This window comes from Nocardia sp. NPDC046763, assembly GCF_040645495.1.
Taxonomy (GTDB): Bacteria; Actinomycetota; Actinomycetes; order Mycobacteriales; family Mycobacteriaceae; genus Nocardia.
In genome coordinates this window covers 140,663-164,793 of sequence record NZ_JBEYYI010000002.1, presented here as the reverse complement: position 1 = coordinate 164,793, position 24,131 = coordinate 140,663, and the positions used below count along the sequence as shown (strand labels likewise).

Here is a 24,131-nt window from a genome sequence, read left to right as displayed (position 1 = left end):
ATATGACTAGAGAGCGGCAGATTTCTATGCGGAGCCTGACTACGTGGCCGCCCCCGTCTTCGTGGACGGGAGGAACGGCCGCAGCAGGTTCTGTTCCACCGACGGCCCGAACTGCCATTCGGCGATCCACGGGCCGGTGCCCTCGCTCGGATCCAGTGCGCCGCCCTCGAGCCAGCGGTAGCGCCCGTCGAGGATGCCGCGGGTGAGGTCGGTGTCGGCATCGTCGGTGTTGGACCAGAGGTCGTCGAAGAGCTTCTCGACCCGCAGGCGCGCCTGGCGGCAGAAGACGTCGGCGAGTTCCTCGGCGGCCACGCCGTCGGGATTGCCGTCGACCCGCAGGGCCTGGGCGCGCACGCAGGCCGCGGCCATGGCGAACAGTTCCGCGCCGATGTCGACGATGCGGCCGAGGAAGCCCTGCTTGTACTCGAGCTTGGCCTGCCAGCGCGCCATGCCGTACATGAGGGCGCGGGCCTGCTTGCGCGACATCCGCTCGACGAAGCGCATATGCCGGGCCAGCGGGCCGAATTCGCCGTAGCCGACCGGTGCGGTGCCGGCGCCGACGGTCAGCTGCGGGAACCATTTGGCATAGAAGCCGCTCGCCCCGACCGCCGCCTTGGCCTTGTCCTTGAGCTCGGCATTGCGATCCACCAGCGCCCCGGCGGCGGCCATGTGGGCATCGGCCATCTCGCGGGCGATCAGCAGCCGCATGATCTCGCTGGAACCCTCGAAGATGCGGTTGATGCGCAGATCGCGCACCATTTGCTCGGCGCCGACGGCTCTTTCGCCGCGGGCTCGCAGCGAGGCCGCGGTCTCGTAGCCGCGGCCGCCGCGGATCTGCACCAGTTCGTCGGCGATCCGGCACGCCATCTCCGAGGCCCACAACTTTGCCAGCGCGGCCTCGATGCGAATGTCGTTGCGGTTCTCGTCGCACATGGTGCCCGACAGATCGAGCACCGATTCCAGCGCGAAAGTCGTTGCGGCGATGTAGGAGAGCTTCGCGCCGACCGCGCCGTGCTCGCCGACCGGGCGGCCCCACTGCACGCGGGTGGCCGACCATTCCCGCGCGATCTTGAGCGACCACTTGGCCGCGGCCGTGCACATGGCCGGGATGGCGAGGCGACCGGCGTTGAGGGTGGTGAGCGCGATCTTGAGCCCGTCGCCCTCACGGCCCACCAGATTCCGCTTGGGTACGCGCACCTTGTCCATCCGGGTGACACCGTTCTCGATGCCGCGCAGGCCCATGAACGTATTGCGCCGCTCCACCGTGATGCCGGGGCTGTCGGCCTCCACGATGAACGCGGAGATCCCGCCGCGATGGCCCTCGCTCTTGGGCACCCGCGCCATCACCACGAGCAGTTCGGCGACAACGCCATTGGTGGTCCACAGCTTCACGCCGCTGATCTCGTAGGCATCCCCGTCCGCGGTCGGGGTCGCGGTGGAGGCCATGCGTGCCGGGTCGGAGCCCACATCGGGTTCGGTGAGCAGGAACGCGCTCACCGCGCCCTTGGCGCAGCGCGGCAGGAACTCTCGCTTCTGTTCCGGGGTGCCGGCCAGCTTGAGCGGCTCGGGCACGCCGATGGACTGATGCGCCGACAGCAGCACGCCGAGGCTGGCGTGCGCGGAGCCGACCAGCATGAGGGACTTGTTGTAGCCCACCTGCGACAGCCCGACCCCGCCGTACTCCTCGGGAATCTTGAGGCCGAAGCAGCCGAGCTCGGCCAGCCCGCGCACGTATTCGTCGGGGATGCGGCCCTCGGCCTCGATGCGCTGGCCGTCGATGGTCTCGCAGAAGGCCCGCAGCCGGGTCAGGTACGCCTCGGTCTTGACGGTGTCCGCGGCGTCGGGGCGCGGGAACGGGTGGATGAGGTCGAGCCGGAACCGGCCGAGGAACATCTCCTTGGCGAACGATGGCTTGGCCCAGGTGGTTTCGCGGGATTCCTCGACCAGTGCCCGGGCTTGTTCTTCGGTGGCGTCGACTTTGGCGGCAGTCGCCATGATGTCCTCCTCGACCGTGATGAGAATCACATTCGAGTGTAGGAGTCTTTGTTACCCGCCGGTAGGGGCTGGCAAAGATCGAAAAGCCTTGTCATGAGATGATCTTGATCAGCTGGCTAATCTTTGGTTATTGAACGCCGCGCAGGTATCGGCCGAAATGCGGGACCGTGAAACCGATGGTTCCGCGCTCGGCCGAGTAGATCAGACCCTTCTTGATCAAGCCGTCGCGCGCCGGGGACAACGAGGCGGGTTTGCGTCCCAGCTCGTGCGCCACCGCGGCGGTGGCCACCGGCCCGTCGTCGCCGGACAGGTCGGCCATGGCGCGCATGTATTCGCGCTCGGCCGGCGTCGCTCGCTCGTAGCGGGAGCCAAAGAAACCGACCGCCAGCTCCTCTTCGGCGGCGGGTGCCGCCACCGCCACATCCTCGGCCGAGATCGGGCTCTGCGCCGCCGCGTCCCAGGCGGCCTTGCCGTACGCCTGCACGAAATACGGGTACCCGTCGGCCTTCTGGTACAGCGCGTCCAGTGCCTCCTCGGAGTACTTCACGCTCTCCCGCTCGGCCGGCGCGATGAGCGCCTGGTCGGCCGACTCCCGATCCAGCCGATCGATGCGGTGGTAGGAGAACAGGCGCTCGGAGTAGCTCTTGGACGCGGTCAGCACCGCGGGCAGGTGCGGCAGACCCGCCCCGACCACGATCAAAGGCGCGGCGTCCTGGCTCAATTCGTGGCAGGCCCCGCAGATGGCCGAGATGTCGGCCGCCCCGAGATCCTGCATCTCGTCGATGAACACCGCGATGCCGATGCCCAGATCGCGCACCAGCGCCGCCGCCTCCATGAGCAGCTCCACCAGATCGATCTCGATATCGCCGGAGTCGGCCCGTCCGGTCACCGCGGGCACGTCGATGCCCGGGTTCCAGCGTTCCCGCATGCCCTTGCCGTCGGTGGAGCGCAGTGCGAAAGCCTTGAGAATCCCCAGGAAATCGTCCACCTGCTCCGTATTGCGGTGTGTCACAGCGAGCGAACGCACCGCCATGTGCAGCGCCGAGGCCAGCGGTCGCCGCAGTTCCTGATCGGGGCGGGCCTCCAGCTTCCCGGTGCCCCAGCCGCGCGAGCGGGCGGCCGAGCGAAGCTGGTTGAGCAGCACCGTCTTTCCGACACCGCGCAGACCGGTGAGCATGACGCTGCGCTCCGGCCGTCCGCGCGCCACCCGCTCCAGCACGATGTCGAAGGCTTCGAGCTGCCGGTCCCGGCCCGCGAGCTCGGGCGGTCGTTGCCCCGCGCCGGGCGCGTAGGGATTCCTGACGGGGTCCATGCGGCCCAACCGTAGCGCGGTCATCGCGGATTATCCGGGCATCTATCGGGGACACTAGAGACAGTTATCGACCGGCATATCGGTCCGGCCGATCCGCGATCAATAGAAGTCGATACAGCGACTCCGCGGTGTCCCCGGGAGTCTCTACCCTTATGCCTGATTCGTTGGGATCCAGCGCAGGAGGGTTCATGTCGGAAGAAGCCGTACCCACGCCCACCGTCGCGGAGGTGGTCGAATCCTGGAACGTGCCCGCCGAGGCGATCGTGGCCGCGCGCATCCGCAACAACATCCTGGTGGCCATCGAGCGCGGGTACGACGATCCGCAGCTGGTGGCCGATCTTGCGGTGGGTCCGCTGGTGATGGCGCTGGGGCAGTTGGAAGTCGAGCTCGCGGACGCTCGCCGGCGGATTGCCGAGCTGGAACGGGCGATCGCGGCGAAGGGTTGATAACGGTCGGATCGACCACCTATATCGTCTCGTGATCCACGGCCCTATACACCGAATTGCAGGTTCAGCGGGGCATTTTCATAAAGATGCGACACGCTTCTCGCGTCGGGTGGACAACGGAGCGGCCTAGTCGTAATCTTCTCGTGACTTAGCGGAGTCTGTTGCTTCATCGGAGAGGCAGCCCGCGACGTTACAGCAGCAAGATCGGAGATGCGGCTCAGTGGGTAAGCACAGCTTGCAGCGGGAATCTCGGCTTCCGAATTCCGTGAAGGGTGCCATCGTGATGGGTGCGATGGCCGCGACGACTACTGGCGCGTTCCCGGCGATCACCGCCACGGCCGCCACCGTCGAGATCCCGGGCATCGGAAACTTTGATGTGCCGGACGATTTCGCGCCTCAGGTGCAGCAGTTCAATCAGACGGTCAAGGACGCCGAGACGGCGCTGCAGACCCCGGGCGGACTGGGCGGCGGCGCTCAGGTCGGCACCCCGGCGGTCCCCCCGGCTCCGCAGTTCCAGCTGCCCAGCATCTTCAACAAGCCCAGCTCCATCGGTGACGTCGCGCTGCACGCCGCCGAGACCAAGGTCGGCGCCCAGTACTCCTGGGGCGCGACCGGTCCCTACAGCTTCGACTGCTCCGGCCTCGTGCAGTGGGCCTACAAGCAGGCCGGAGTCGAGCTGCCCCGCACCAGCTTCGAGCAGTCCAACGTCGGCGCCCCGGTCGCCTTCGAGGACCTGCAGCCCGGCGACATCGTCATCACCAACGGCGGCGGCCACGTCGGCATCTACGCCGGCGACGGCAAGCTGCTGAACGCCGTGCAGACCGGCACCCCGGTCTCCTACACCAACCTGCATGCGAGCCAGGTCGTCACCGCGCGCCGCATCGTCAACGCCTGACGCAGTATCGTCGACGTGTGACCTCTGCTCCACTGAGCACCACGGCTCAGGCCCGAGTTGATTCTTGGACCTGGGCCGTCCGCATTTTCAAGACCCGCTCCGCGGCCGCCGCGGCCTGCCGGTCCGGGCATGTGCGGGTCAATGGCGTATCGGTCAAGCCCGCGCACCATCTGAAGCCCGGTGACGAGATCCGCGTCCGCGTCAATGGTTCCGAACGCATCGTCATCGTCGAGCAGCTCATCACCAAGCGGGTCGGCGCGGCCGTGGCCGTGCAGTGCTTGATCGACAAGAGCCCGCCCCCGCCCGACCCGCAGTTGACCTCCCTCATTCCGCGTCGTGATCGCGGCGCCGGCCGCCCGACCAAGCGCGAGCGGCGCGAGACGGACCGGTTGCTGGGGCGCGACCTCCCCCTCCTCCCCGGGACTTCAGCGGACGGCTAGGAGCCGTCGACAGCCTCGCACCCGTGCCGAAGGTTGGTGCCGACCCGATTTTGGACGTGCCCGACGAGTTACCCGCGACTCACGAAATCAGTTGTCTCGTTGGGATAGTGCGGCATGGCCCGGCGTGCCCGTGGCCGCCGCCCGCGCGCCCCACGCGGCGGCGGCAATGGTGACCAGCGCGCCGAGCATGAGCGCGGCCGGTTCGCCCGGCTTCAGCACGTGCAGTTGGGTGCCGACCGTGACCGCCGCGACCGGCACGCCGATCTGCGCGGAGGCGATGGCCCCGAGCGAAATCGGCTGACCCAGGAACCGCATGAACGCGTGGGCCAGCACCGCGCCCGCGCCCAGCGCCAGACCCAGCAGGATCAGGTGCGGGTGGTCGCCGAATTCGCGCAGGTTCAGCCGCGCACCCAGCCAGACGAAGAACAGTGGTGCGAGGAAGCCGTCGCTGATGGCGAAGAGCTGCTTGGCGACTCGGCGCGGTTCCCCGATGGCGGCCACCACCAGGCCGAGTGCGAAGCCTGCCAGCATGATCGAGACGTGGCTGCGGGTGGCGAGCGCGCCGAGGGCGAACAGCAGGGCGAGGCTGACCCGCAGTTCGAGCGCGAACTGCCGGTCTTCGGAGATCTTGTGCAACCGGTGCCGGATGCCGGAGTCCTCGAGCCAGCGCAGGAAGAAGTACGCGACCGCCGCCGCCCCGGCCACCAGCAGCGCCCCGAGCGCGGCCCGGCTCGCATTGCGCGGATCGATCACCAGCGGCAGCGCCACCACCGCGGCGGCGTCGGCGATGGCGACCTGAGCGGTCAACTCCAGCACGGGTTTTCCGCTCAGCCCCTGGGAGTCGATGATGGGCAGCACGATGGCCGCCGAGGAGGAGGCGAGCAGTACGGCGTAGAGCAGTCCGTGCCCGGTGTCGAACCAGGCCGCGATGCCCTGCCCGGCGATCACCGAGAGCACGCCCACCAGCACCGCGCGCAGCGCGCCGCGCCCCAGCGCCGAGCGAATGGCCGCGTCCCGCACCGGCACGTGGGTGCCGGCCACGAACATGACCACCGCGAAGCCGACGTCGGCGATGAAGGCGAAGGTCGGGTCCTCCGGGTGCAGCAGGCCGAAGCCGGTGGTGCCGAAGACGATTCCGGCCAGCAGTTCACCCAGGATGACCGGCAGGTGCCAGGACTGCCGCCAGGCCAGCCAGGGCCCGGCCAGGCCGAGCAGGATGATGAGGGTGAGGGTCTGGAACGTCACGACGTCGTCTCGGCATTCATGTGGTCAGGGCAGGGAGGCGATCTTCACCGGGATCGCGATGTTCTCGTCGGTGTAGTAGATGGCGCAGACCCGGTGGTAGCCGTCCACGATCTGCATGGGCACGGCCTTGCGAAAGTCCCCGGGCACCACCAGGATCGGCGAGAGCGCCAGGCCGGCCATGATCTTGGCGAGGTCGCGGCGGACGTAGGGGTTGAAGGTCGGCAGGATCTCGAGCTGTGAGGCGCGCAGCAGGTCCTTGGCCTTCTTGTGCACCACGGGGGCGGCGCGCAGCTTCTGGACGACCTTGTCGACGACGTCCGGCTCCGCCAGCATGTCGAGGTAATCCGCAGCGGCCGGGTAGTCGTGCTCGTCCGGCTCCTTCTTCCACTTGACCGTGATCTCGGGGTCTGCCATGGAGTCATCATTCCTGTGCGACCGACCGGTCGCATACGGACACGCGGATTCTGCCCCAATTGACCGTTTCGCCCGGCTGTTAGGCCGCGGGGCCGATCTCCCACTCCACGCAGATGACCCGCCGATCCACCTGCGCCGCCGCCAGTTTCCGCACCGCACCCGGCTCGGCCGCATTGGGCACACAGGTCAGCAGCACGGTGAAATCGGTGGCATCCGCCGCCGTCAACTCCAGTAGATTCGCCGCCGCCACCAGCCGCGTCTCCCCCGATGCGTGCACCACGCCCCGGACCGCCGACCCGCACTCGCGAATGTCCTGCAGCGCCGTCGCCAGATCGGTGCGATCGGCGCAGTCGCACCGCATCACCACAATCCGCTCCTCCATACCCGTCAACCCGGGCGGCAGCGGCCGCGGCGTGCGGGTCAGCACCACCACGTCCCGTGCCCCCGCCTCCAGCAACCACCGCACCGCGACCTCACCCTGCGGGCCCAGCCCGCCCGCGACCACATACGTTCCGTCCGGCCGGATCTCGACGGCCGGAAAGGCCGGTGCCGGTGGCTGCCCAACCGGGTACGCCGCGCCGAAGCCGTCGTTTCCCCACCGGCGCCGCACACCGGAATCCGATCTGTGCCATTGCCGTTGCGGTGGCGGGGCCGTAAGCGAGCCGAGGGCCGTCCAGTCCACGGCGCGCCCGTCCAGATACCGCCGCGCGACGGTGTGCAGAAAACTCTCCGCCTCGCCGTCGCGAGCCAGCACGGCCTGGGCGCCCTCCCGGTACGGGGCGCGCTCACGCAATCCCGTGGTCAGCACCGGCTGCGGACCGATCTCGAGGATTCTCGAAATCCCATCGGCGGCAGCCGATTCCAACGCCGCGGCCAAGTGGACGGGATGCCATGCGTTGGCGGCCCAGTAGGCGGCGTCGGTGCGCAGGTCGTCCGTAGCGGGCGGTGCCGTGGCACGGGTGGTCTCGTCCTCGGGGGCCCGGGTGACCGGCAATAGCGGCACCGGGCGGGGTCGGGTGGTCGAGTAGAACGGCAGTTGCGGCGGAAGCGCGGCGAGATCGGTGAGTTCACGATGCAATTCGGCGGCACGGTCGCGGATCGCCGGCAGGTGCGCGGCGGCGGGTATTGCGTCGGCCGGGAGGCGCTGGGCGAAGATGGCGCGGCGATGGGCCCGCCGCACGAGGGCGTCGATATAGCGGGGCTCGCCCGCCACGGTGATGGCCGTCGGACCGTCCACGGTGGCGACAGCGACATCGGCGCGCATGGGCTCGACCAGCCGGGTCACCTCTGCGAGAGTCGCCTCGAGAACGGCCGCGGCCGCACCCCCGCCCGCCCGTTCGAGCAGCCGCGCCCGCGCCACCACCACCCGTGCCCCGTCGTCCAGCGACAACGCACCGCATGCGACCGCGGCGGCGACCTCACCGACGCCGTGCCCGGCCACCGCATCCGCGTGTAGCCCCACCGACTCGAGCAACTCGGCCAGTGCGACCTGAAAGGCGAACAGTGCCGAGTGCTCGAATACGATGTCGCCCGCGCCGGATTCGCCCGATGTGTCGCTCTCGCAGCCGAATTCGCGGGCATGATCGGGCCCGTGGTCGCCGCCTCGCCGCGGCGCCTCGACGAGCCGGCCGGAGGCGGGGACTGCCGAGTCGGCGGACGGTGCGCGACCGCATTCCGCCTCGGGTAGCCCCGCGCTCGGCCTGGTCGCAGGGGTCGTTCGGTGGAATCCATTGCGCGGCGTCCAGACTCGTGGGCCGCCGGCCGCTGCCACGGCGTCCACGGCCGCGGTCAACGCCGCCGCGAAGACCGGGTACCGGGCCGCGAGCGCGCGTCCCATGCGCGGGTGGCCGCCGGTTCCGGGGAAGAGGAAGAGCGTGCCGCCGTCATGATCGGTGCGGACCGGGTCGAAGATGCCGGCGGTCGCGCGTGGGAGGGGCACGGCCGTGACCGTTCCCGTGGTGCGGGCGCTCACAGGTGTGATGGCGATGCGGCGGGCCAGGGTGCGTAGCTGGGCCGCGGCGTCGGCGGTATCGCGGGCGAGGACCGCGGCGCGGGTGGGTTCGGGGATGAGCCGGGCAGTGGCGGAGGCGAATTCGCGCAGTGAGCGATAGGAGCCGATCGCGACGGCCCAGCGCAGCGCGAGGGCGTGGATGGCGGCCGGGTCGCGTCCGGTGAGCGGGAGCAGTACCGGGGGTTCGTCGCCGCGGTCGAGGGCCGGGGGCCCACCCGGGCGCGCGGGGTCGTCCAGGGCGATGTGCGCGTCGGGGCGGTCCGCCTCGGGAAAGCCGATGGCGGGCCCGCCGATGTCGGCGTAGCGGCGGGTCCGGTTCCGTAGCGCGTCGGTCGTGCGCTGCAGCACCAGGACGGTGCAGATGCCATTGTCGCCGCCGGCTCCGGTGGCGACTCCGCTGCCGAGGTTCCTGGGCACCGGTATCCTGAGGTCCGAAATGTCCGGTAGCAGAGCAAGATCCACACCGCCCGCGATGACGAAGGGCACGGCTTCGTCGGCCAGCAGCCGTACGCCCATGTCCACGGCGACCAGCGGTGAGGTGCGCCGGCTGTCCACGGTGAGGCTGGGACCGCGCAGGTCCAGGGCACGCGACAGGTGGTGGGCGCTATTGGTGCCGCCGACCGCGCCGAAGACCACCGCCGCATTGGACGCCGGTGCCAGACAGCCCAATCCGGAGTCGTCCAGTGCTTCCACGGCGACCTCGAGGTTGGTGCGCTGGCGCGGGGTGAGCCCGGCGGCCTCGAGGCGATCGATGCCGAACCACTCGTGATCGAACTCCAGACCCGTCGACCGGCAGCCGACACCGACGATCGACACCCGGGGGAAGGGGGTGGGATCTGTTGATGCTCTCGTACTCTGCCGCACAGGAATGCCCTCCCGTGTCCGCGCGCTGCCGGCCGTCGAGGTACCGCGGGTGATTCTGCCAAGATTTCGCCGTGGCCAGAAGAGCTTTCGCGCAGGCGAATTCGTCACCCGGCGCTTGCGCAGGTCAGCGCCTACCCGACCGCCCCGAGGGCATCGGGGTCATCGTTCCGCATGACTACGAGGCCGTGGCCGTCCGTCCCTGAAAGGGATGGTCGAAATCCTCGGCGGTGGCATGGGAACTGAAGAACCGGAGTGCGAGGTTCACCGCGTCCTGTTCGGTGTTCACACCCGAGATGGCCATGGTCCGGCGCAGCGCGTCGTCGTCGAGATAGATTCGAGTGATGGCCATTTCAGGCACCTCCGCCGCATCCGTCGTGTCCTCAAAGCATGACGGATCCAGCAGCCGCCGATAGCCGGAATGGCCAGAGCCCTTGGCAGGAAATGCCAAGGGCTCTGTCGTAATTGTCTGGGACGTACGGACTTTCGCCGGAACTATCCGATCATGCTCGCGAGCCGCTGCTGGATCAGCGCCTCCGCCTCGGTGACCATCCGGGAGACCAGCTCACCGCAGGTCGGAATGTCGTCGATGAGGCCCTGCACCTGACCGGCCGACCAGATGCCGGCGTCCAGGTCGCCCTCCTCGAACACCCGGCGGCCGCGCGCGCCCGCCACCAGATCCTTGACGTCCTCGAACTTGCCGCCGGCCTTCTCGATCTCGACGACCTTGCGGCTGATCTCGTTGTCCGCCACGCGGGCGGTGTTGTGCATGGTGCGGAAGATGAGCTGGGTGGCCCGCTCCGAGTTGGCGACGATCTGCTCCTTGACCGTCTGGTGGATCGCCGACTCCTGGGTGCACATGAAGCGGGTGCCCATGTTCACGCCGTCCGCGCCCAGCGCCAGCGCCGCGACCAGGCCGCGGGCGTCGGCGATACCGCCGGAGGCGATGACCGGGATGTCGAGGGCCCGGGTGGCGGCCGGAATCAGGATCAGGCCCGGCACATCGTCCTCGCCCGGGTGCCCGGCGCATTCGAAGCCGTCGATGGACACACCGTCCACGCCGATCTTCTGCGCCTTGAGCGCGTGCCGCACGCTGGTGCACTTGTGCAGCACCTTGATGCCAGCTTCCTTGTAGTACGGCAGGAACGGCTCCGGATTGGACCCGGCGGTCTCCACGATCTTCACGCCCGACTCGATGATCGCCTGGGCGTACTCCTGGTACGGCGGCGGGTTGATCGACGGCAGGATGGTGACGTTCACGCCGAACGGCTTGTCGGTGAGCTCACGCGCGCGGTCGATCTCGCGGCGCAGATCGTCGGGAGTGGGCTGGGTGAGCGCGGTGATGATGCCGAGACCGCCCGCCTCGGAGACGGCGGCGGCCAGTTCGGCGCGGCCGACCCACATCATGCCGCCCTGCACGATGGGGTGCTCGACCCCGAAGGTCTCGGTGAATCTGGTCTTCAGTGCCATGGGCGCTGTCCTCTCCCTGCCTCTCGCGAACTGCCCCGATACTCGCATAGTTGCATATGGAGCGACAACCTTGATGTGAGTCGAAGTTTGCACATGACCAGGGCTGTGACCAGTGCACCCCAGGTTGGCTGCTCATGGTTATGAGTGTCTACTAGGCCGCAATACATGCTCTGAACTGCTGAATGAAGCTGTGAGAACTTCTCGGTGAAACCTTCTCTGTAACCCTTGTCACGTCAGAAAGTTAAGCGCTATTCTCACAGTTGATCAGCGTGAAAGGACACCGCATGACCTTCCAGCCGCTAGACGAGCCGATCCGGTCGCGGCGCAACCACTGGGTGAACCAGGTCGCGACCCACGCGGCCATGCGGCCCGGTCAGGTCGCCTTCAAGTTCAAGGGCGTGGACACCACCTGGAAGCAGCTGCACGAGCGGTCGGAGCAGTTCGCCGACGCGCTGTCCCGTCGAGGGGTCGGGTTCGGCGATCGTGTGCTCATTCTGGCGCTGAACTACACCGAGTACATCGAGGCCGTCATGGGCATCAATGCGCTCGGGGCCATCGCGGTGCCGGTGAACTTCCGGCTCACCCCGCCCGAGGTCGCCTACATCGTGGCCGACTCTGGAGCCAAGGCCATCGTCACCGACTCGGTGCTGCAGCCGCTGGCTGTCGGCGTCGCCGGGCAGGCCCCGGACCTGTCCACGGTCGTGGTCATCAACGGGCAGACCGGTGCGGGCGTCATCGGCTACGACGACTTCCTGGCCGAGCCGGGCGAACCGCATGCGCCACTGGACATTCCGGAAGAAACCCCCTGCCTGATCATGTACACCTCGGGCACCACCGGCAGCCCCAAGGGCGCGGTGCTCACCCACGCGAACATGAACGCGCAGGCGCTGACCTGTATCCGGGCCATGGAGATCACCCCGGACTCCATCGGCTTCTGTAGCTCACCGCTGTTCCACATCGCCGGATTGGGCTCGCTCACCCCGTATTTCATGCTCGGCGGCAAGACCGTGCTGCACCCGCTGGGCGCCTTCGACGCCACCGTATTCCTCGACGCCGTCGAGGCCGAGCAGGCCACCGCCGCCTTCTGCGTGCCGGTGCAGTGGCAGCTCGTCTGCGAGGAGCCGACGGTCAAGCAGCGCAAGCTCGCACTGCAGGCGTTGTGCTGGGGTGCGGCCCCCGCCTCGGACACGGTGCTGCGCGCCATGGCCGACTGCTTCCCGAACGCCTTCAATGTGGCGGTCTTCGGCCAGACCGAGATGTCACCCATCACCTGCGTGCTCGAGGGTAAGGACGCGCTGCGCAAGATCGGCTCGGTCGGCCTGCCCATCCCCACCATCCAGGCCCGCGTGGTCGACGACGAGATGAACGATGTCGCACCCGGTACGGTCGGCGAGATCGTCTATCGCGGACCGACTCTCATGCAGGGCTACTGGAACAAGCCCGAGGCCACCGCGGAGGCCTTCCACGGCGGCTGGTTCCACTCCGGCGACCTGGTCCGCCAGGACGAGGAGGGCTTCATCTACGTGGTGGACCGCAAGAAGGACATGATCATCTCCGGCGGCGAGAACATCTACTGCGCCGAGATCGAGAACGTGCTCTTCGCATACCCCAAGATCCACGAGGCCGCCGTCGTGGGCCGCGCACACGAGAAGTGGGGCGAGGTGCCGGTCGCGGTGGTCGCGCTCGTCGACGGTGTCGACGACCTGACCCTCGAAGAGCTGGAACCGTTCCTGAACGAGTCGCTGGCCCGCTACAAGCACCCCAAACACCTGGTGGTCGTGCCCGAGCTGCCCCGCAATGCCAGCGGCAAGGTCGTGAAGGTCGAACTGCGCAAAGCGTATTCGGCGTAACTCGCGACAGTTTCAGATCATGTCGTTGGCGGTGAGCCAGCGCATGATCGGCCAGCCGCAGAACACCGGCAGCCAGCAGGTCAGCACCCGGTAGAGCAGGACGGCGGGAACCGCGATCCCCGCCGAGACACCGAAGGCGGCCAGACCACCGATGAGGGCGGCCTCCACCGCGCCCACACCGCCGGGGGTCGGGGCGGCCGAGGCCAGGGTGCCGCCGATCATGGTGACGATGGTGACGGTCACGAAAGTCGTACTGCCGCCGAAGGCTTCGATGCTCGCCCACAGCGCCAGCGCCATGCCCAGTGTGGTGGTGGCGCAGCCGCCCACGATCATGGCCAGCCGGCCGGGCCGCCGGGCCAGATCCTTCAGCTGGCCCACCACCTCCGCCAGCTGCGGGCGCACCTCGTTGAGCAGCCACTTGCGCACCTTGGGGACGAACATGGTCACGCCCAGCAGGCCCAGCAGGGCGCCCGCCACCAGGTACAGCACGGTGGCACTGGGCACGAAATGCGACAGGTTCGTTGAGGTTCCGGCCAGCGCGCCGAAGATCAGCAGCAGCACCACGTGGGTCACCACCTGCACCGTCTGCTGCAGGGCGACCACCGCGGTGGCCCGCACTGCGCCCAGGCCGCCCTTCTGCAGGAACCGCACGCTCAGCGCCAGACCGCCCACGCCGGCCGGGGTGGTGGTCGCGGCGAAGGTGTTGGCGATCTGCATGAGCAGCAGGTTGCCGAACCTGACGGCCTCGGAGGCGCACGCCCACAACGCCATTGCCGCACCCACATAGGTCAGGGCGGACACGGTCAGCCCGAGCAGCGCCCAGCCCCAGTTCAGGTTGCGCAGCTCCGAGGCGAAGGTGGGCACCGCGCTGATGTACGGGTAGGCCACGTACACCAGGCCGATGAGCAGCACCAGCTGGATGATCTGGTTCCGCGAGAAGCGCGTGATCTGCGCGGCCTCGATCTTGTCCTGCCCGGTTTGCGCGGCCACCTCCGCGCGGATGTCCTTCATCAACTCGCCCGCGTCCGGCACCGCCTTGCGGACATGGGTGGGCACCGCGGTCTTGGTGAGCCGGGCCGAGGCGTCCAGCACCGCCTGCTTGTCCAGTACTTCGAGCGCGGTGCGCACGGCCGGGCCGACACCGAACAGGTCCGCGGAGGACAGCAGCAGCTGGGCCACGTCGGAGTCGAAACGCACCTGGTACGCACCGAATTCGGAATTTACGAACCCGCCGAACAGCACGGTGCCGTCGCCGAGGACCCGGATCTCCTCGGCGTGGAGTTCGCCGTGTGAGATCTGGGCCTGGTGCATGCTGTGCAGCGCCTGCCACACCCGGGTCAGCGTCGGCTCCCCGTCGGCGGCGGTCAGCGGCCGGCCCTGGGGCACGGTGTGCGCGTACACCATCCAGCCGCGGTCCAGCGCCGCCACGGTGAGCGGTTTATTGCTGGCCAGGCCCAGATCGGCGATGGCGAAACCCATCAGGGCGCGATGCTCGACCGCGCGGCGCATGGAGGCGAACGGCGCCGGGTACTCGCCGCTGCGAATCGTGAGCCAGCGCTTGAGTTGCTGCAGCATGCCGCGGCTGCGCTGGTTCGCGCCGTACATCTCGATGATCAATTCATTGTCCGGCGAACGGGATTCACCGGACTCCGCCGCGGCGGACGTGCCGTTGGGTGAGGCCCCCAGTTCCGGCTGCGGCACCGTGCTCGCCGAAAGCACCAGTGGCCCACGGGCGGCCGGGCGCAGCACCTTGAAGGCGGTCACCCGGAAGCCGCGCTGGGCCAGCACCCGCACCGCCGCGCCGAGGGGCACCTCGAGCGCGGGCGTGCCGACCACCAGCACGATCACCGCGCCCACCAGCCAGCCCACCACCAGGCCCAGCGCGGCCCGGGCGGGCACCACCAGTGAGACGAACAGGTGGATCGGCACGAAGGCCAGCAGCAGCGTCCACCACCAGCGTCGCGCCCGCGCGGGCAGCCAGGGGCTGGCCACCGTGAGCGTCGCCGCCAGCATGGCGATCCAGCGCGGATCGTCGAGGAACTGCGACAGGAAGGTGTTGACCTGTCCCGGTTCCGACAGATGCCAGCGCGGCGCGGAGAAGCCGGTGCCGGTGATGGAGAACAGGCCCAGCGCGATCAGGCCCGCGGAGATGAAGCCCGCCAGCAGTTTCCACTGCCCGCGCAGCACCAGCCGCACCAGAATGGCGAAGGGCAGCGCGAGAATGGCGATTCCGTAGACGATGTAGACCAGGTTCGACTGTTCCGGTGTTAGGAACCCCACGATGCCGGAGACCGAGCGCTCCAGCGCCTCCCACTGCGGCCTGGTGATCAGCGATCCGGCGATGACGATGGCCACCGACAGCGCGGACAGCACAACACGCAGAATGTCACTGGTCCGGCGGATCCGCGGCTGCAGCAGGCTGCCGGAGACGGGAATTTCCCGCCCGTCGACTCGCATGTCCTATTCGCGCTTTCGGATCGTGGGAACGGCTGTGGTCCCATGGTCGGCTCGGTGTGAGTATGCGGCAGGCGACGGCGTCACCGACCACCCAACACGCTGGTAACCGTAACAGTGTCTGATTCGCCCCTCCGCTCCGCTCCGGGGCGGGTTACTCCGGCTCGATGCGAGTCTTCGATGGATCGCGAACGGGCGTGCGAGGATCGGGCCGTGGTGCTCGATCTCCGTGTGTGTTTCATCGGTGAGTCCTTCGTCGCGGGCGTCGGTGATCAGAAATGCCTGGGCTGGGCGGGTCGGCTGGCGGCCCGGGCCACGGCGGCCGGACAGCCGCTGACCTACTACAACCTCGGCATCCGACGGGAGAACAGCACCGAGCTGCGGGCTCGCTGGGAGGCCGAGTGCACGCCCCGGCTACCCGCGGGTGCGGACTGCCGGGTGGTGATCTCCACCGGCGTCAACGACACCCAGATCGAGGACGGCCGGCCCCGGGTCGCTCCCGGTGAGTCGGAGCGCAATCTGGCCGGCATCCTGCGCCGGGCGCGGGAAAAGGGCTGGCAGACAATGGTGGTCGCGCCGCCGCCGAATGTCGACGACGAGCACAATGCCCGGCTGCGGGCGCTCGACGCCCGCTTCGCCTACCTGTGCGAGGAGGTCGAGGTGCCCTACCTGCGGGCGCATCAGCCGTTGCGCGAGAACCAGATCTGGATGCGCGATGTGGCCGCCGGCGACGGCTTCCACCCGGGCGCGACCGGCTACGACGAGTTCGCCGCCCTGCTCGCGCCTCACTGGCTGCTCTGGCTGGCCGATCCGGGCTCGGAACTGCCCCTGGTGCGCTGAGTTTCGGTTCCGGGTCCCAGCCAGTCCTCGACCATGCCCTGGAGTCGCGGCTCCCGGGTCGAGGTCACCAGGCCCGAGCCGACCAGCACGCCCAGCGCGATGGCGAGCACGGTGAGCACCGCGGTGACCATGATGTGCAGCCCGTTGGGGTCGTTCTCGGTGACCAGCGCGGAGATCCCGCTCAGGCTCATGCCGCCGGGCACCAGCATCCAGAAGGCGGGTAGGAACACGACCTGTGTCGGCGGGGCATCCTTGAAACGCTGCACCAGGTATGCCACCGGCACCGCCACCATGCCGCCGAGGAACGAGCCGAGCAGCCCGCCGCCGAGCCGGGTGCCCAGCTGCTGCCCGCAGAACGCCGCGTACAGCACGATCAGCAGCCAGCCCAGGGATTTCGGCGGTGCGCTGGCCCGCCAGCTGTGACCCAGTCCGATCAGCAGCACACCGAGTATCGGCGTCCACCAACCCAATCCGTGTCCGGCGTGCGGTGACACCGTGGGCAGCGTGCCCAGCAGTTGCAGCCCCACCAGTACCCCGAAGGCCAGCAGCACCAGCTTGTTGAAGCCGTAGATGGTGCGGCTGGCGCCAGCGACCATGGATCCGGTGGCCAGCTCGATGGATCCGTTGGTGAGCATGGCGCCCGGCAGCAGGCTCGATACCGAGGGGATCAGCAGCTGGGAGGGATTGCCGCCGCCGAGCGCGTTGGGAAAACCGAACGACAGCAGGGTGACCACCGCACCGGCGAGCACCGGCAGGCTGGTGGACAGCAGCCGGAACCGGTCGGCCGCCATGATCAGCAGCTGCACCGCCAGTCCGAGCACGATGTAGCCGAGCAGGGCGGTGGAGGTGGGGTTGAGCATCAAGCCCAGCCCCACGGTGAGCACCACATTGCCGGTCAGCAACCGCCACACCGGTGTCGGCTGCGGGGAGGCGAGGATGTCCTCGAGCGCCGCGGTGGCCTCGGCCGGCGGCGGCAGTTCGTTCGTGATCCGATCGATGAGTTCGTAGAGCGCGGCGATCTGATCCAGGCGCAGGGTGTCGGAGTCGGCCTCCAGCAGGTCCATCGCCGATCCGCGCGAATCCTGTACGCGCACGAACACTCCCGTGGGCAGCACGAAGAAGTGCACCTCGGTGGCGTCGTAGCGTTGCGCGAGTTCGTCGAGGACGTCCTGTACCCGGCCGGTGGTCTCGCCGGAGCGGATCAGGGCTACGCCCATGTGCCGCAGCAGATCCAGCAGGTCGGCGGAGATGGGGGTTCCTCCGGCCGCGTGCCGCGCGCCGGTGCTGTGGATGGTGCCCCGACCGACTCGTAGGTCTCGCCTCCATAGATGAGCAACTCTGTAGCAATCAAAATCTAGCGCGCGGCGGGCCCGGATCCGCCGGACGCGAGCCAAGTCACTCCGATGCATCCCCGCTCTGGAGTGGAAGTGCCGATAGCATCCCGCCCGAATCCCGGCTTCCAAGCCATGGGGTATGCCTACCGGTTGCCCTCTTCCTAACCTGGTGGCATGGATATCGATACGCGACTGCTGCGCTACTTCCTGGCAGTCGCGGACGCGGAGAACCTGCCGCGGGCGGCGCAGCGACTACATGTCGCGCAGCCCGCGCTGGCGACCCAGATCAAACAGCTGGAACAGCAGCTGGGTGTGGAGCTGTTCATTCGTTCCCGCGCGGGCTGGACCCTCACCGCGGCCGGCAAGGTGCTCGCCGAGCAGGTGCCGGCGCTGCTGGCGTCCTGGGACCGGATCCTGCGCGACACCAAGAGCGATGCCAGCCGCGCCTCCCGCGTGCTGCGGCTGGGCTGCGTGAACAGCGCTGCCGACGGCCACATTCCGGAGATCATCCGGGTCTTCCACCGGCTGCATCCGGACTGGCAGGTCGATCTGCACCAGGGCGGCTGGACCGACCCGACCGCCGGGCTGGACGAGGGCGACGTCGATGTGGCCCTGCTGCGCCTGCCCTTTCCGGGCCAGGACGAATATCACCTGCGGGAGCTTTTCGCCGAACCGCGCTGGATCGCGCTGCCCGAGGACCATCCGCTGGCCCAGCGCGACGACATCGCCTTCCGGGAGCTGTGGGACGAGCCGTATGTCGCCTCGCCCGCGGAAACCGGCTGGTGGCGCGACTATTGGATGGGCCTGGATTCGCGGCCGGCGGATACCGCCATCATCGGGGCCATCGCCCGCAATACCGAGGAATGGCTGCGTGCCATCGCCAATGGCTTCGGCGTGAGCTTCACCCCCGCCTCCACCGCCCGCACCGAGTACCCGGGTGTGGTGTTCCGGCCCGTGCACGGCATCGGCCCCACCCGCGTGGCGGTGGTGTGGCCGGACGCCTCCGAGTCCGATCCGGTCATGCGGTATTTCATCCGCTGCTGCTCCGACATCATGGGCCAGCACGGCGCGGACGGCCGTCGCACCTCCTAGCCGCCGGTCGGACATGATTGGGGGCATGAGCGACCAGCACGAGCACTGGCAGCGCACCTACCGCACGCATCCGGAGATGTACGGCGACGAGCCGTCGGAGGCCGCCGTGTACGCGGCGCGCCTGTTCCGCGAGCGCGGGGCCCGCGACGTGCTGGAACTGGGCGCGGGCTACGGCAGGGACGCACTCCACCTGGCGCGCCAGGGTTTTCGGGTGACCGCTGCCGATTTCAGTGCCGTCGCGCTGGCGCAACTGCGGGAGCGGGCGGACGCCGAAGGCGCGGGTGAGCGGGTCCGCACCCTGGAACACGATGTCCGCCAGCCGATTCCGCTGCCCTACCGCAGCGTGGACGCGGTGTACGCACACATGCTGCTGTGCATGGACCTCAGCACCCAGGAGATCCGCGACCTGGTCGCCGAGATCCGCCGCGTCCTCAAACCCGGTGGCGCCTTCGTCTACACCGTCCGCAATACCGACGACGCCCACTTCGGCAGCGGCAAGTCCCTCGGCGACGACATCTATGAGCACGGCGGCTTCGCCGTGCACTTCTTCTCCGCGGAACTCGTCGAGACCCTGGCCGCCGGATGGGAGCTGCGCGACCGCCATTCCTTCGAGGAGGGCGAGCTGCCCCGCCGCCTGTGGCTCGTCACCCAGCTGCTCCCGGCCCGCTGACCGCGTCCGCGATCTCGGCGTGGATCGGGCGCGGCACGCCGGACAGCAGGGCGGGCAGATCGCTGTGGGTGGCGTGCAGGAAGCCCGCCTTCAGGTTGGAGAACAGCGACACCGTGTGCCCGATCCGATACGGTTCGAGTCCCCCGCCGAGCAGGCTGTCGCGCAGCTCGGTGAGCGGCACGTCCCGGTATTCGACCGGGCGGCCGAGGGATTCGCTCAGCACCTCGGCGATCTCCGCGCCGCTGACCGAGGTCACGCCCTCCAGCTCGTAGGTGCGACCGGCGTGCACGGTGGGCGTTCCGGCGCGCAGGTCGCGCTCGACCTCGGCGGCCACCCGCACCGCGACCTCGGCCAGATCCTCCCGCGCGACTCCGGAGATGCGGCCGGTGCCGAACGGTGCGGCGAAAACGCCGGTGGCGGCGGCGGATTCGGCCGCCCCGGCCGCCAGGCCCACCGGCACCGCGCTGTAGAACCCGTTGCGCAGCACCGTCACCTCGAAAGGCGCTGCGGCCAGCTGCTTCTCGGTCCACAGGTGCGGGACGGCGATGGTGGTGTGCCCGGCCGACGCCGAGAGGCTGGTGTAGATGACGTGCCGCACCCCGGCGCTCGTCGCGGCCGCCACCACCGCGCCGTGGCGGGTCGTCACCACATCGTCCTCGGCGAATCCGGCGGAGATGAACACCAGCGTGTCCACGCCGTCGAAGCCGGCGGTCAGGGATGCGGGATCGTCGAAATCGATGTGCCGGGCGGTGTCGCCGGTGTGCTGCGCGGCTCTGCCGTCACCGGAACTGGTGCCCGCCACCACCTCCAGATCCGGCCGGGCCCGCAGGCCCGCCAGCACCAGTCCGCCCAGAGCGCCGGAAACGCCGGTCACGAGAATCATTGCGCTACTCCTTGCGTTGAGAAGGTCGTGGACCACGACCTGACCGAGCTTCCGACGACGGCGGCGACCTGGGAAGAAGGCACTTCGTTGTCAGTCACGAACACCGCTGTTACCGACCAGGCCGCAGCCTCTGCGCCCATCGGGCCGTGTGGCGATGACCACTGCGGCATCCGCGACACCCTGGACCGGATCGGCGACAAATGGACCGTGCAGGTGCTGGTCGAACTGCGCAAGGGCGTGCGCCGGTTCGGCGAGCTGCAGCGCGCCGTGCCCGGTATCTCGCAACGCATGCTGACGCTCACCACGAAAAGGCTGCTGCGCGACGGGTTCCTGGAGCGCACGGCGTACCCGACCATTCCGCCGCAGGTGGAGTACCGGCTCACCGAGACGGGTGAGAGCCTGGCCGGGGTCGCCTTCTACCTGGCCGACTGGTCGCGCGCGCACATGGACGCGGTGGCCGCGGCCCGCGCCCGCTGGGACGCGGAGCACGGCGAACTGGACTGAGCGCCGATGCCGGTCGCTCAGCCCCGCATGCGGCGCTCAGCCCTGCAAGCGGTTTCGCTCAGCCTTCTTCGAGGACGGCCATGGCGGCATTGTGGCCGCCGATGCCGCTGACGCCGCCGCCGCGCACCGCGCCCGCGCCGCACAGCAGGACATTGCGGTGTCCGGTCGCGACGCCCCACCGGGCGGCGGGGCTGTCGTCGGCGTCGTCGGCGCGGTAGGGAAAGGCCAGGTCCGCGTGGAAGATATGGCCGCCGGGCATGCTGATCTCGCGTTCGAGTTCGACCGGGGTGCGGGCCTCCAGACACGGATTGCCCTCGCCGTCCAGGGCGAGACAGTCGCGGATGGGTTCGGCCAGCACCGAATCCAGTTGCGCCAGTGTGGCATCCACCAGCCGCTCCTTGACGCCCCGCGGGTCGTCGGCGAAAAGCCGTGCGGGCGTGTGCAGTCCGAACAGGGTGAGGGTGTGGAAGCCGCGCTCGTTCAGCTCCGGCGCGAGGATCGACGGGTCGGTCAGGGTGTGGCAGTAGATCTCCGAGGGCGGGGCCGAGGGCAGCACGCCCGCCGCCGCCTCCCGATAGGCGCGCTCGAGCTGACCGGCCGATTCGGCGATATGAAAGGTGCCGGCGAACGCGGTGCGCGGATCCACCTGCGGGTCACGGAGTTTCGGTAGTCGCCGCAGCAGCATATTGATCTTCAGTTGCGCGCCCTCGGGTTTCTCGGCCGACTCGCCCAGCAGTCCCGCGAGCACATACGGTGCGGCGCTCACCAGCACGTGCCGCGCGCTCGCCACATGCCCGTGATCACCGTGCAGGAAGTGCACGTCTGCGGTGTCGCCGTAGGGATCGATGCTGGTGACGGCGCATCCGGTGCGCAACTCGGCCCCGGCGGCGCGGGCCGCGCCGGCGAGTGCGTCGGTGAGCGCGCCCATGCCGCCGACGGGCACATTCCAGTCGCCGGTGCCGCCGCCGATCACGTGGTAGAGGAAGCAGCGGTTCTGCCGCAGCGCCGGATCGTGGGCGTGGGTGAAGGTGCCGATGAGCGCATCGGTGAGGACCACGCCGCGCACGGTGTCGTCGGTGAAGGCAGCCTCCACCGATTCGCCAAGGGGCCGTTCGAAGATCGTCTCCCAGGCCGTGGAATCGTCCACCGTGCGCTGCAATTCGGCGCGGGTGGGCAGCGGGTGGGTCAGGGTCGGGAAGACGCGCTCGGCGAGGTGTCCCATCATGGCGTAGAAGCGCTGCCAGGCTTCGTAATCCCGCTCCGATCCGGTGACCTGCGCGAAGCTGGCCCGGGTGGCGGCCTCGGAACCGTTGTCCACCAGCAGCCCGGTGTCACCGATCGGCGTGTACGACGCGATGCGCCGCTTGCGGGTCTCGAAGCTCAGGTCCAGGTCCCGCACGATGCGCTCGGGCAGCAGGCTCACCAGATACGAGTAGCGCGACAGTCGCGCGTCGAAGCCCGGGAACACCCGCTCGGACACGGCCGCGCCGCCGGTGTGGGTCTGGCGTTCCAGCACCAGCACCGAACGTCCGGCCCGGGCCAGGTAGGCGGCGGCCACCAGGCCGTTGTGGCCGCCGCCCACCACGATCACGTCGTATCCCGCTCGCGTCATGCGCCCATCGCATCACACCTGTGTTCAATTTGCCCTCCGCTTCGCTCCGGGCGGGTTCGCGGCGCCGAAGTCTCGTTCTTCCCTCCCTCCGCTCCTCCGCTTCGCTCCCCCGCTCCAAGCGCGGGGAGGCGGAGCGCGGTCCAGAACGAGCGCTCCGCCTCCCCGCGCTTGCGCCGCGAACCTTCGGTGCCGGGAGCCTCCTCTAGCGGCCGCTCATGTCGAGTGCCGCCAGGTGGCTGAACAGCACCGACGCGCCGATCGGATTGCCGCCACCGGGGTAGACGGTGCCGCTGACCGCCGCCATGGTGTTGCCCGCGGCGTACAGTCCCGGGATCGGCTCACCGTCGGTGTTCAGTACGCGCGCGGCGGTGTCGGTGCGTAGCCCGCCCTTGGTGCCCAGATCGGAGATGCCGAAGGCGGCCGCGTGGAACGGGCCCTTCACGATCGGGGTGAGCGGGGGCTCGCCATTGGAGAAGGCGCGGTCGTAGGCTTCGTCGCCGCGGCCGAAGTCCGGATCCACGCCCTGGGCCGCGAAGTCGTTGAACCGGGCCACGGTCGCCACCAGCGCCTCGGCGGGAACACCGATTTCGGCGGCCAGGCCCTCGAGGGTGTCGGCGGTCTTCCACAGGCCCGCCTCGACATAGCGTTCCGCGTCGACCATCGGCACATTGCTGGCCTTGACGGGCGGTACGACACCTTCGGTGTCGTCGTAGATCATCCAGAACGGAAGTGTCGCCGAGCCGTCGTTCAGGTGCTCGATGATGTCGCGGCCGAGCCGGTCGTAGGGTGCCGACTCGTTGACGAAGCGTTCTCCGGCCTGGTTGACGAAGATGCCGCCGGTGAACCACAGGGCGAAGGCCGCACGCCCGTCCGGGTGCACCAGGCCCGGCGACCACCACGCCTGATCCATCAGGTCGGTGTCCGCGCCCACCGCGATGCCCGCCTCGTGCGCCCTACCCTGATTTCCCCACGGCCCCATGGTGTCTCGGGCCACGCCCGGCACACCGTACCGCTGCCGCAGTTCGTCGTTGCCCTCGAAACCACCGGCGGCCAGCAGCACGCCCTTGCGGGCCCGGATGGCCACTCGCTGCCCCTCGCGTTCGACGATCGCCCCGACCACAGCGCCGTCCTCGGTGACCAGCTCGACCAGCGTGGAGTTCAGGTACAGCCTGGCGTCGGGGTACTTGGACAGCGCCAGCAGGAACCGGCCGACGAGGGCCCGCCCGCCGATCAGGTAGTCGGGCTGTGGATCGCCGTGGCGGTCGGTGCCCAGCGGCCCGCGCACCGAGTCGCTCAGCTCGCCCAGCTTCGCGGCCCGCAGCGGCGCGGGAATGATGTGCCGCTTGCCGTCCAGCCGCGCCTTCGGCGCCTTGCCGAAGTAGTCCGGCCACGGAAACATCTGGAACTCGAAAGCCTCGTCCTGCTCCAGGTATTCGATGACCTTGGCGCCATTGCGGACATAGGTTTCCTGCAGCTCGGCCGGGGTACGGTCCCCGACCACGGACCGGAAGTAGGTGAGCGCGTCCTCGATGGTGTCGTCGACGCCCGCGCGCTGCAGCACCGGATTGCACGGGAACCAGACCCCGCCGCCGCCCGAGAACGAGGTGGTGCCGCCGAACTTGTCGGTGGCCTCCACCACCGCCACCGTCAGCCCCTCACGGGCCGCCGTATAGGCCCCGGCCAGGCCGCCGCCCGACCCTGCCACCAGGACATCGACTTCTTCGTTCCAGTCCGTCACCGTTACTCCCTGATCGACGTGGTCTCTTCGCGACGGTATGCGCCGGGGATCGGCGCGTGCATCAA

20 protein-coding genes are annotated in these 24,131 nt (G+C 69.1%); 8 read left to right on the top strand and 12 right to left on the bottom strand.

From position 1 onward, the window contains the following. Positions 1-39 precede the first annotated feature (39 nt). The gene (locus ABZ909_RS03605; RefSeq protein ID WP_356996308.1) at positions 40-1,995 is read right to left on the bottom strand and encodes an acyl-CoA dehydrogenase family protein; all 1,956 of its coding nucleotides are present in this window, start codon (positions 1,993-1,995) and stop codon (positions 40-42) included. Between the two features lie 127 nt (positions 1,996-2,122). After that, the gene (locus ABZ909_RS03600; protein ID WP_356996043.1) at positions 2,123-3,307 is read right to left on the bottom strand and encodes an ATP-binding protein; all 1,185 of its coding nucleotides are present in this window, start codon (positions 3,305-3,307) and stop codon (positions 2,123-2,125) included. Positions 3,308-3,495: 188 nt separating this feature from the next. Here ABZ909_RS03600 and ABZ909_RS03595 point away from each other — a divergent pair, with 188 nt between their 5' ends. The 3 genes from ABZ909_RS03595 (at position 3,496) to ABZ909_RS03585 (ending at position 5,088) form a co-directional block, all read left to right on the top strand. Next, on the top strand, positions 3,496-3,753 hold the full coding sequence (locus tag ABZ909_RS03595; RefSeq protein WP_356996042.1) for a hypothetical protein: 258 nt from the start codon (positions 3,496-3,498) through the stop codon (positions 3,751-3,753). A gap of 283 nt (positions 3,754-4,036) precedes the next feature. Beyond that, positions 4,037-4,648 (top strand): NlpC/P60 family protein, encoded by a 612-nt coding sequence (locus tag ABZ909_RS03590; protein ID WP_356996307.1) that lies wholly within the window; start codon positions 4,037-4,039, stop codon positions 4,646-4,648. Positions 4,649-4,665: 17 nt separating this feature from the next. Continuing rightward, entirely contained in the window at positions 4,666-5,088 is a 423-nt protein-coding gene (locus ABZ909_RS03585) for an RNA-binding S4 domain-containing protein (protein ID WP_356996041.1), read from the top strand. A gap of 87 nt (positions 5,089-5,175) precedes the next feature. Here the strand turns inward: ABZ909_RS03585 and ABZ909_RS03580 are convergent, their stop codons facing one another. From ABZ909_RS03580 to ABZ909_RS03560, 5 genes are all read right to left on the bottom strand, one after another. Beyond that, a complete protein-coding gene (locus tag ABZ909_RS03580; protein ID WP_356996040.1) occupies positions 5,176-6,333 on the bottom strand; it encodes a cation:proton antiporter in 1,158 nt (385 codons plus the stop codon). A 24-nt stretch (positions 6,334-6,357) separates the two neighbouring features. Beyond that, positions 6,358-6,747 (bottom strand): hypothetical protein, encoded by a 390-nt coding sequence (locus ABZ909_RS03575; RefSeq protein ID WP_356996039.1) that lies wholly within the window; start codon positions 6,745-6,747, stop codon positions 6,358-6,360. 79 nt (positions 6,748-6,826) lie between these two features. Beyond that, positions 6,827-9,574, bottom strand: a complete 2,748-nt coding sequence (locus ABZ909_RS03570) for an acyltransferase domain-containing protein (protein ID WP_356996038.1) — start codon at positions 9,572-9,574, stop codon at positions 6,827-6,829. Between the two features lie 223 nt (positions 9,575-9,797). Continuing rightward, positions 9,798-9,971 carry a type II toxin-antitoxin system VapB family antitoxin gene (locus tag ABZ909_RS03565; protein ID WP_354840953.1) on the bottom strand — a complete coding sequence of 58 codons (174 nt, stop codon included), beginning with the start codon at positions 9,969-9,971 and terminating at the stop codon, positions 9,798-9,800. A 143-nt stretch (positions 9,972-10,114) separates the two neighbouring features. Further along, complete coding sequence (locus ABZ909_RS03560) at positions 10,115-11,089, bottom strand: nitronate monooxygenase family protein (protein ID WP_356996037.1); 975 nt, start codon at positions 11,087-11,089, stop codon at positions 10,115-10,117. 284 nt (positions 11,090-11,373) lie between these two features. Here ABZ909_RS03560 and fadD5 point away from each other — a divergent pair, with 284 nt between their 5' ends. Continuing rightward, positions 11,374-12,939, top strand: a complete 1,566-nt coding sequence (fadD5, locus tag ABZ909_RS03555; protein WP_356996036.1) for a fatty-acid--CoA ligase FadD5 — start codon at positions 11,374-11,376, stop codon at positions 12,937-12,939. Between the two features lie 12 nt (positions 12,940-12,951). Here the strand turns inward: fadD5 and ABZ909_RS03550 are convergent, their stop codons facing one another. Further along, positions 12,952-15,396: a lysylphosphatidylglycerol synthase transmembrane domain-containing protein gene (locus ABZ909_RS03550; RefSeq protein WP_356996035.1), complete on the bottom strand. Its 2,445-nt coding sequence runs from the start codon at positions 15,394-15,396 to the stop codon at positions 12,952-12,954. A 210-nt stretch (positions 15,397-15,606) separates the two neighbouring features. On the opposite strand from ABZ909_RS03550, the gene ABZ909_RS03545 reads away from it, so the two are divergent. Next, on the top strand, positions 15,607-16,233 hold the full coding sequence (locus ABZ909_RS03545) for a GDSL-type esterase/lipase family protein (protein ID WP_356996034.1): 627 nt from the start codon (positions 15,607-15,609) through the stop codon (positions 16,231-16,233). Here ABZ909_RS03545 and ABZ909_RS03540 read toward each other — a convergent pair. Then, on the bottom strand, positions 16,179-17,450 hold the full coding sequence (locus ABZ909_RS03540; RefSeq protein ID WP_356996033.1) for a threonine/serine exporter family protein: 1,272 nt from the start codon (positions 17,448-17,450) through the stop codon (positions 16,179-16,181). The two genes, ABZ909_RS03545 and ABZ909_RS03540, sit on opposite strands and share 55 nt — an antisense overlap. Positions 17,451-17,741: 291 nt before the next feature. Here ABZ909_RS03540 and ABZ909_RS03535 point away from each other — a divergent pair, with 291 nt between their 5' ends. Both ABZ909_RS03535 and ABZ909_RS03530 read left to right on the top strand, forming a co-directional pair. After that, entirely contained in the window at positions 17,742-18,659 is a 918-nt protein-coding gene (locus tag ABZ909_RS03535; protein WP_356996032.1) for a LysR family transcriptional regulator, read from the top strand. 25 nt (positions 18,660-18,684) lie between these two features. Next, positions 18,685-19,329 (top strand): class I SAM-dependent methyltransferase, encoded by a 645-nt coding sequence (locus tag ABZ909_RS03530; protein ID WP_356996031.1) that lies wholly within the window; start codon positions 18,685-18,687, stop codon positions 19,327-19,329. Here the strand turns inward: ABZ909_RS03530 and ABZ909_RS03525 are convergent. Beyond that, positions 19,304-20,212, bottom strand: coding sequence for an NmrA family NAD(P)-binding protein (locus ABZ909_RS03525; protein ID WP_356996030.1), 909 nt, complete (start codon positions 20,210-20,212; stop codon positions 19,304-19,306). The two genes, ABZ909_RS03530 and ABZ909_RS03525, sit on opposite strands and share 26 nt — an antisense overlap. 87 nt (positions 20,213-20,299) lie before the next feature. Between ABZ909_RS03525 and ABZ909_RS03520 the strand changes: the two genes are divergently transcribed. Then, positions 20,300-20,716, top strand: coding sequence for a helix-turn-helix domain-containing protein (locus ABZ909_RS03520; protein ID WP_356996029.1), 417 nt, complete (start codon positions 20,300-20,302; stop codon positions 20,714-20,716). 58 nt (positions 20,717-20,774) lie between these two features. On the opposite strand, the gene ABZ909_RS03515 is transcribed toward ABZ909_RS03520, so the two are convergent. Both ABZ909_RS03515 and ABZ909_RS03510 read right to left on the bottom strand, forming a co-directional pair. Further along, positions 20,775-22,328, bottom strand: a complete 1,554-nt coding sequence (locus tag ABZ909_RS03515; RefSeq protein WP_356996028.1) for an NAD(P)/FAD-dependent oxidoreductase — start codon at positions 22,326-22,328, stop codon at positions 20,775-20,777. A gap of 202 nt (positions 22,329-22,530) precedes the next feature. After that, complete coding sequence (locus ABZ909_RS03510) at positions 22,531-24,066, bottom strand: FAD-binding protein (RefSeq protein ID WP_356996027.1); 1,536 nt, start codon at positions 24,064-24,066, stop codon at positions 22,531-22,533. Positions 24,067-24,131: the final 65 nt, after the last annotated feature.

What these genes read in the sequence shown, in the direction of transcription:
- ABZ909_RS03605 (WP_356996308.1), bottom strand. Translation starts at nt 1,995, where the DNA reads ATGGCGACTGCCGCCAAAGTCGACGCCACCGAAGAACAAGCCCGGGCA.
- ABZ909_RS03600 (WP_356996043.1), bottom strand. Translation starts at nt 3,307, where the DNA reads ATGGACCCCGTCAGGAATCCCTACGCGCCCGGCGCGGGGCAACGACCG.
- ABZ909_RS03595 (WP_356996042.1), top strand. Translation starts at nt 3,496, where the DNA reads ATGTCGGAAGAAGCCGTACCCACGCCCACCGTCGCGGAGGTGGTCGAA.
- ABZ909_RS03590 (WP_356996307.1), top strand. Translation starts at nt 4,037, where the DNA reads ATGGGTGCGATGGCCGCGACGACTACTGGCGCGTTCCCGGCGATCACC.
- ABZ909_RS03575 (WP_356996039.1), bottom strand. Translation starts at nt 6,747, where the DNA reads ATGGCAGACCCCGAGATCACGGTCAAGTGGAAGAAGGAGCCGGACGAG.
- ABZ909_RS03565 (WP_354840953.1), bottom strand. Translation starts at nt 9,971, where the DNA reads ATGGCCATCACTCGAATCTATCTCGACGACGACGCGCTGCGCCGGACC.
- ABZ909_RS03560 (WP_356996037.1), bottom strand. Translation starts at nt 11,089, where the DNA reads ATGGCACTGAAGACCAGATTCACCGAGACCTTCGGGGTCGAGCACCCC.
- fadD5 (WP_356996036.1), top strand. Translation starts at nt 11,374, where the DNA reads ATGACCTTCCAGCCGCTAGACGAGCCGATCCGGTCGCGGCGCAACCAC.
- ABZ909_RS03550 (WP_356996035.1), bottom strand. Translation starts at nt 15,396, where the DNA reads ATGCGAGTCGACGGGCGGGAAATTCCCGTCTCCGGCAGCCTGCTGCAG.
- ABZ909_RS03540 (WP_356996033.1), bottom strand. Translation starts at nt 17,450, where the DNA reads ATGGGCGTAGCCCTGATCCGCTCCGGCGAGACCACCGGCCGGGTACAG.
- ABZ909_RS03535 (WP_356996032.1), top strand. Translation starts at nt 17,742, where the DNA reads ATGGATATCGATACGCGACTGCTGCGCTACTTCCTGGCAGTCGCGGAC.
- ABZ909_RS03530 (WP_356996031.1), top strand. Translation starts at nt 18,685, where the DNA reads ATGAGCGACCAGCACGAGCACTGGCAGCGCACCTACCGCACGCATCCG.
- ABZ909_RS03525 (WP_356996030.1), bottom strand. Translation starts at nt 20,212, where the DNA reads ATGATTCTCGTGACCGGCGTTTCCGGCGCTCTGGGCGGACTGGTGCTG.
- ABZ909_RS03515 (WP_356996028.1), bottom strand. Translation starts at nt 22,328, where the DNA reads ATGACGCGAGCGGGATACGACGTGATCGTGGTGGGCGGCGGCCACAAC.